We start from the raw sequence: 5,387 nt of genomic DNA, 5'->3' as shown, positions 1-5,387 counted from the left end.
GGTGGGGGCGGTGTGGGGGACGCACTGGCACGGGTCGCTGGAGAGCGACGCGTTCCGGCGGCGGTTCCTGGAGGAGGTGGCCCGGGCCGCCGGGCGGCGGTTCGTACCGGCGCCGGACACGAGTTTCGGGGTGTTGCGGGAGGAGCAGCTGGACCGGCTCGGGGATCTGGTGGAGGAGCACGCGGACACGGACGCGTTGTGGCGGTTGATCGAGGGGGGTGCGCCGGTGGGGCTGCCGTTCGTGCCGCCGGGGGCGCCGCCGTTGAGCGCGGGTGCTCCGGAGAGCCGGGGCGCTGCCCCGGGCCCCGCTCCTCGATCGCCGGAGGGGCTTGAGTTTGCCGGGTCCGCTGATTCAAGGGGCCAGGGGCTTGATTTCGCCCGGTCCGCCGAGGCAACGCCCCAGGGGCTTGATGGTGCCCGGTCCGCCGAGGCAACGCCCCGAGGGCTTGGGGAAGCAGTTGTTGTTCATGTCGACCAGGAGGCCAAGTGAGTACGCCGTATCCCTTCACCGCGATCGTCGGGCAGGACGACCTGCGGCTCGGGCTGTTGCTGAACGCGGTCAGTCCGGCGGTCGGCGGGGTGCTCGTGCGGGGCGAGAAGGGGACCGCCAAGTCCACCGCCGTGCGCGCGCTCGCCGCCCTCGTGCCGGAGGTCTCCGTCGTGCCGGGGTGCCGGTTCTCCTGTGATCCCGTATCCCCCGATCCGGCGTGTCCCGACGGGCCGCACGCGGAGGCCGCCGGTGTGTCGCGGGCCGCGCGGACCGTGGAACTGCCCGTCGGCGCGTCCGAGGACCGGCTCGTGGGGGCGCTGGACATCGAGCGGGCGCTGTCGGAGGGCGTGAAGGCGTTCGAGCCGGGGCTGCTGGCCGACGCGCACCGCGGGATCCTGTACGTCGACGAGGTCAACCTGCTCCACGACCACCTGGTGGACCTGCTGCTGGACGCGGCGGCCATGGGCGCCTCGTACGTCGAGCGCGAGGGCGTCTCCGTACGGCACGCGGCGCGGTTCCTGCTGGTCGGGACGATGAACCCGGAAGAGGGCGAGCTGCGGCCGCAGTTGCTGGACCGGTTCGGGCTGACCGTCGAGGTGGCCGCGTCGCGGGACACCGACGAGCGGGTCGAGGTCGTGCGGCGCAGGCTCGCGTACGACGACGACCCCGAGGGGTTCGCCGCGCGCTGGTCCGGGGAGGAGAGCGCCCTGCGGGAGCGCATCGCCGCCGCGCGCGCCCTGCTGCCCCGCGTCGTGCTCAGTGACGGCGTGTTGCGGCAGATCGCCGCGACCTGCGCCGCGTTCGAGGTCGACGGGATGCGGGCCGACATCGTGATGGCCCGGACCGCGACCGCGCTGGCCGCCTGGGCGGGCCGGGAGGAGGTCACCGCCGACGATGTGCGGCAGGCCGCTCTCCTCGCGCTCCCCCACCGGCGTCGCCGCAACCCGTTCGACGCGCCCGGCCTGGACGAGGACAAGCTCGACCAGACCCTGGACGAGGCCGGTCCGCAGGAGAACAACGACGACGACCAGCCCGATCCCGATCCCGACGGGGATGGTGACGATGACGGCGGCGGTGGCGGTGGCGGTGTGCCGCCGCAGGCCGACGGAGACCGTACGCCGCCGCAGGGCGAGGGCGGCAGCGACAGTGACGCGCCGTCCGGGGCCCCCGAGGGCAGCCCCGACGCGCCCGGCCGGTCCACCGGGGCCGAGCAGCGGCCCGTGGCGTCCGCCGAGCCGTTCCGGACGAAGATGCTCAGCGTGCCGGGGCTCGGCGAGGGCGCCGCGGGGCGGCGCTCCCGGGCCCGTACCGAGCACGGGCGTACGACCGGCGCCCGCCGCCCGCAGGGGGCGCTGACCAAGCTGCATCTGGCCGCGACCGTGCAGGCCGCCGCCCCGCACCAGCGGGCGCGCGGGCGTTCCGGGCGGGGGCTCGTGGTGCGCCGGGACGATCTGCGGCAGGCGACCCGGGAGGGGCGCGAGGGCAATCTCGTGCTGTTCGTCGTGGACGCGTCGGGCTCGATGGCGGCGCGGCAGCGGATGAGCGCGGTCAAGGGGGCCGTGCTGTCGCTGCTGCTGGACGCCTACCAGCGGCGGGACAAGGTCGGTCTGGTCACCTTCCGGGGCAAGGAGGCGGAGGTGGTGCTGCCGCCGACCTCGTCCGTGGACGCGGCCGCCTCCCGTCTGGAGTCGCTGCCGACCGGGGGCCGTACGCCGCTGGCCGCCGGGCTGCTCAAGGCCCATGACGTGCTGCGGATCGAGCGGCTGCGCGATCCCTCGCGGCGGCCGCTGCTCGTCGTGGTGACGGACGGCCGGGCGACCGGCGGGCCGGAGCCGGTGGCGCTCGCGGGGCGGGCCGGGCGGCTGCACCGCTCGGAGGGGACGGCATCCGTCGTCGTGGACTGCGAGTCGGGGTACGTACGCCTCGGTCTCGCCGGGGAGTTGGCCCGGGAACTGGGAGGCACCGCCGTCACGCTCGACGAGCTGCGGGCCGACTCGATCGCCGGGCTCGTCAAGGACGTCACCGCAGCCGGGAGGGCCGCTTAATGCCGCAGGGACAGCCGACATCGGTACCGGACGACGGGCTCACCACCCGCCAGCGGCGCAACCGCCCGCTCCTGTTCGTCCACACGGGCATAGGCAAGGGCAAGTCGACGGCGGCCTTCGGGCTCGCGTTGCGGGCCTGGAACCAGGGCTGGCCGATCGGAGTGTTCCAGTTCGTGAAGTCCGCGAAGTGGAAGGTCGGCGAGGAGAACGCGCTGAAGGTCCTCGGAGCGAGCGGCGAGGGCGGCACCGTCGACTGGCACAAGATGGGCGAGGGCTGGTCCTGGGTCCAGCGCGACGGTCAGCTGGACAACGAGGAGAAGGCCCGCGAGGGCTGGGAGCAGGTCAAGCGGGACCTGGCGGCCGAGACGTACAAGCTGTACGTGCTCGACGAGTTCGCCTACCCGATGCACTGGGGCTGGATCGACACCGACGAGGTCGTCGAGGTGATGCGGAACCGGCCCGGCACCCAGCATGTCGTGATCACCGGCCGCAACGCGCCGGACAAGCTGATCGAGGCCGCCGACCTGGTGACCGACATGTCGAAGGTCAAGCACCCGATGGACGCGGGGCAGAAGGGCCAGAGGGGCATCGAGTGGTGACTGTGCCCCGTCTGGTCATCGCCGCTCCGGCCTCCGGCAGCGGCAAGACCACCGTCGCCACCGGCCTGATGGCCGCCTTCGCCGCGCGCGGGCTCGCCGTCTCGCCGCACAAGGTGGGGCCGGACTACATCGATCCGGGTTACCACTCGCTGGCGACGGGACGCCCCGGCCGCAATCTCGACGCGTACATGTGCGGGACGGATCTGATCGCCCCGCTCTTCGCGCACGGGTCGGCGGGGTGCGACCTCGCCGTGGTCGAGGGCGTGATGGGGCTGTACGACGGCGCCTCGGGACAGGGCGAGCTGGCGTCCACCGCACAGGTGGCGAAGCTCCTGCGGGCGCCCGTGGTGCTGGTGGTGGACGCCTCCTCGCAGTCCCGTTCGGTGGCGGCCCTGGTGCACGGGTTCGCCTCCTGGGACCCGGAGGTGCGGATCGGCGGGGTGATCCTGAACAAGGTGGCATCCGACCGGCACGAGGCGCTGCTGCGGGACGCGTTGGACGAGTCGGGGCTGCCGGTCCTGGGCGTGCTGCGGCGGGCCCCGCAGGTGGCGACGCCCTCGCGCCACCTGGGGCTGGTCCCGGTGGCCGAGCGGGGCTCCGAAGCGGTGGACGCCGTGGCGGCGATGGGCGAGCGGGTGCGCGCCGGGTGCGATCTGGAGGCGCTGATGGCGCTGGCCCGGACCGCGCCGTCGCTGCCGGACGAGACGTGGGAGCCGGATTACGCCCGGAAGCCCGGCGCTGTGCGGCCCGTCGTGGCCGTGGCCGGCGGGGCGGCGTTCACCTTCGCGTACGCGGAGCACGCCGAGCTGCTGACGGCGGCCGGTGCGGAGGTCGTGGTCTTCGACCCGCTGCGGGACGAGAAGCTGCCGGTGGGCACGGCGGGGCTCGTCATCGGCGGCGGGTTCCCGGAGATGTACGCCCCCGAGCTGTCGGCCAACGAGCCGTTGCGGCGGGCGGTCACGGAACTGGCCCTGAGCGGCGCCCCGGTGGCGGCCGAGTGCGCGGGGCTGCTGTATCTGGCGCGGGAGCTGGACGGGAAGCCCATGTGCGGGGTGCTGGACGCCGAGGCCCGGATGTCCGAGCGGCTCACGCTCGGGTACCGGCAGGCGGTGGCCGTGTCGGACAGCGCGCTGGCGGTGGCGGGGACCCGGATGCGCGGTCATGAGTTCCACCGCACGGTGCTGGAGCCGGGGGCGGGGACCACGCCCGCCTGGGGCATGCACCAGCCGGAGCGGCGGGTCGAGGGGTACGTCCAGCGGGGCGTTCACGCGAGCTATCTGCACACCCACTGGGCCGCGTCGCCCGGGGTGGCCCGGCGGTTCGTCGAGCACTGCCGGGCGCGGTGAACCCACCGTCCGGGGGGCGCGCCCGTCGTGACGGGGCGCTCGGGCGTACGCGTGGCTCACTCCGCGATGCCGACGACCAGCCAGATGAAGCCCACGCCCCCGATGGTGCAGAGAAGGGTGGAGCGGGCGGGATGGGTGTGGTGCGCCTCGGGAAGGATCTCCGCAGCGGCCAGGTAGAGCAGCGCTCCGCCGAAGAAGCCGAGATAGCCGCCGAGCAGTTCCTCCGGAAGGGTGAAGAGCAGCGTCGTCGCGGCGCCCACGACCGGTGCCGCGGCAGCCGCGAAGAGCATCAGGAGCGCCTTGCGCCGGGCGTTCCCGTAAAGACTGGTGAGGGTGTACGTGTTGAATCCGTCGGCGAAGTCATGACTGATCACCGCCAGCGCGACGGCCACGCCCATGGAGCCGCTGACCTGGAAGGCGGCGCCCAGCGCGATGCCGTCCATCAGGCTGTGGACGACCATCGCGGCGGCCGCCGTCAGCCCCACCTGCGGCACGCGGTCGCCGTGGTTGCCGCTCGCCCCGTGTGCCACCTGGCGTCCGGCGAGCAGCCGCTCCACCAGATGGGCCGCCAGGAAGCCGCCGACGAACAGCAGCAGGGCGGCGGGGACCCCGAACACCGGAGTGCCGGCCGCCTCGATCGCCTCCGGCAGGAGGTCGAGTCCGACCACGCCGAGCATCAGCCCGCCCGCGAGGCCGAGCACCAGGTGACGGCGGTCGGTGACGCGTTGTGCGACCCAGCCGCCGGCCAGAGTCATCAGGAACGCGCCGAGCGCGACGAACACCGCCATGGGGCCTTGCTAGCCGATCGGGGCGTCTCTCCGCATCTCAGGGTGTCCTTACCGGCGGCGTCCGCCGTACCCCTCCCACCGCCCGTCTCCGTATACGGAACGGCCCCGCCGCCTCCTCC

General features: G+C 73.9%; 4 protein-coding genes and 1 pseudogene. 4 read left to right on the top strand and 1 reads right to left on the bottom strand.

All coding sequences use genetic code 11. The features are described 5' to 3' along the window. The 4 genes and pseudogenes from HET64_RS36160 to HET64_RS36145 form a co-directional block, all read left to right on the top strand. Positions 1-490: pseudogene (locus HET64_RS36160) on the top strand (cobyric acid synthase); the annotation flags it as partial. Next, entirely contained in the window at positions 487-2,535 is a 2,049-nt protein-coding gene (locus tag HET64_RS36155; protein WP_215111474.1) for a putative cobaltochelatase, read from the top strand. The pseudogene HET64_RS36160 and the gene HET64_RS36155, both read left to right, overlap by 4 nt. Further along, positions 2,535-3,134, top strand: coding sequence for a cob(I)yrinic acid a,c-diamide adenosyltransferase (cobO, locus tag HET64_RS36150; protein WP_015607771.1), 600 nt, complete (start codon positions 2,535-2,537; stop codon positions 3,132-3,134). Before HET64_RS36155 ends, cobO begins: the two co-directional genes overlap by 1 nt. Further along, positions 3,128-4,480, top strand: a complete 1,353-nt coding sequence (locus tag HET64_RS36145) for a cobyrinate a,c-diamide synthase (protein WP_215111473.1) — start codon at positions 3,128-3,130, stop codon at positions 4,478-4,480. The genes cobO and HET64_RS36145 overlap by 7 nt, the downstream gene beginning before the upstream one ends. Before the next feature lie 56 nt (positions 4,481-4,536). Here HET64_RS36145 and HET64_RS36140 read toward each other — a convergent pair whose 3' ends face one another. Further along, the gene (locus tag HET64_RS36140; RefSeq protein WP_215111472.1) at positions 4,537-5,268 is read right to left on the bottom strand and encodes a ZIP family metal transporter; all 732 of its coding nucleotides are present in this window, start codon (positions 5,266-5,268) and stop codon (positions 4,537-4,539) included. Positions 5,269-5,387 lie beyond the last annotated feature (119 nt).

It is taken from the genome of Streptomyces sp. McG3, assembly GCF_018619185.1.
GTDB lineage: Bacteria > Actinomycetota > Actinomycetes > Streptomycetales > Streptomycetaceae > Streptomyces.
Note: the sequence above shows the minus strand (reverse complement) of the source record. Positions and strands in the feature narration are given on the sequence as shown.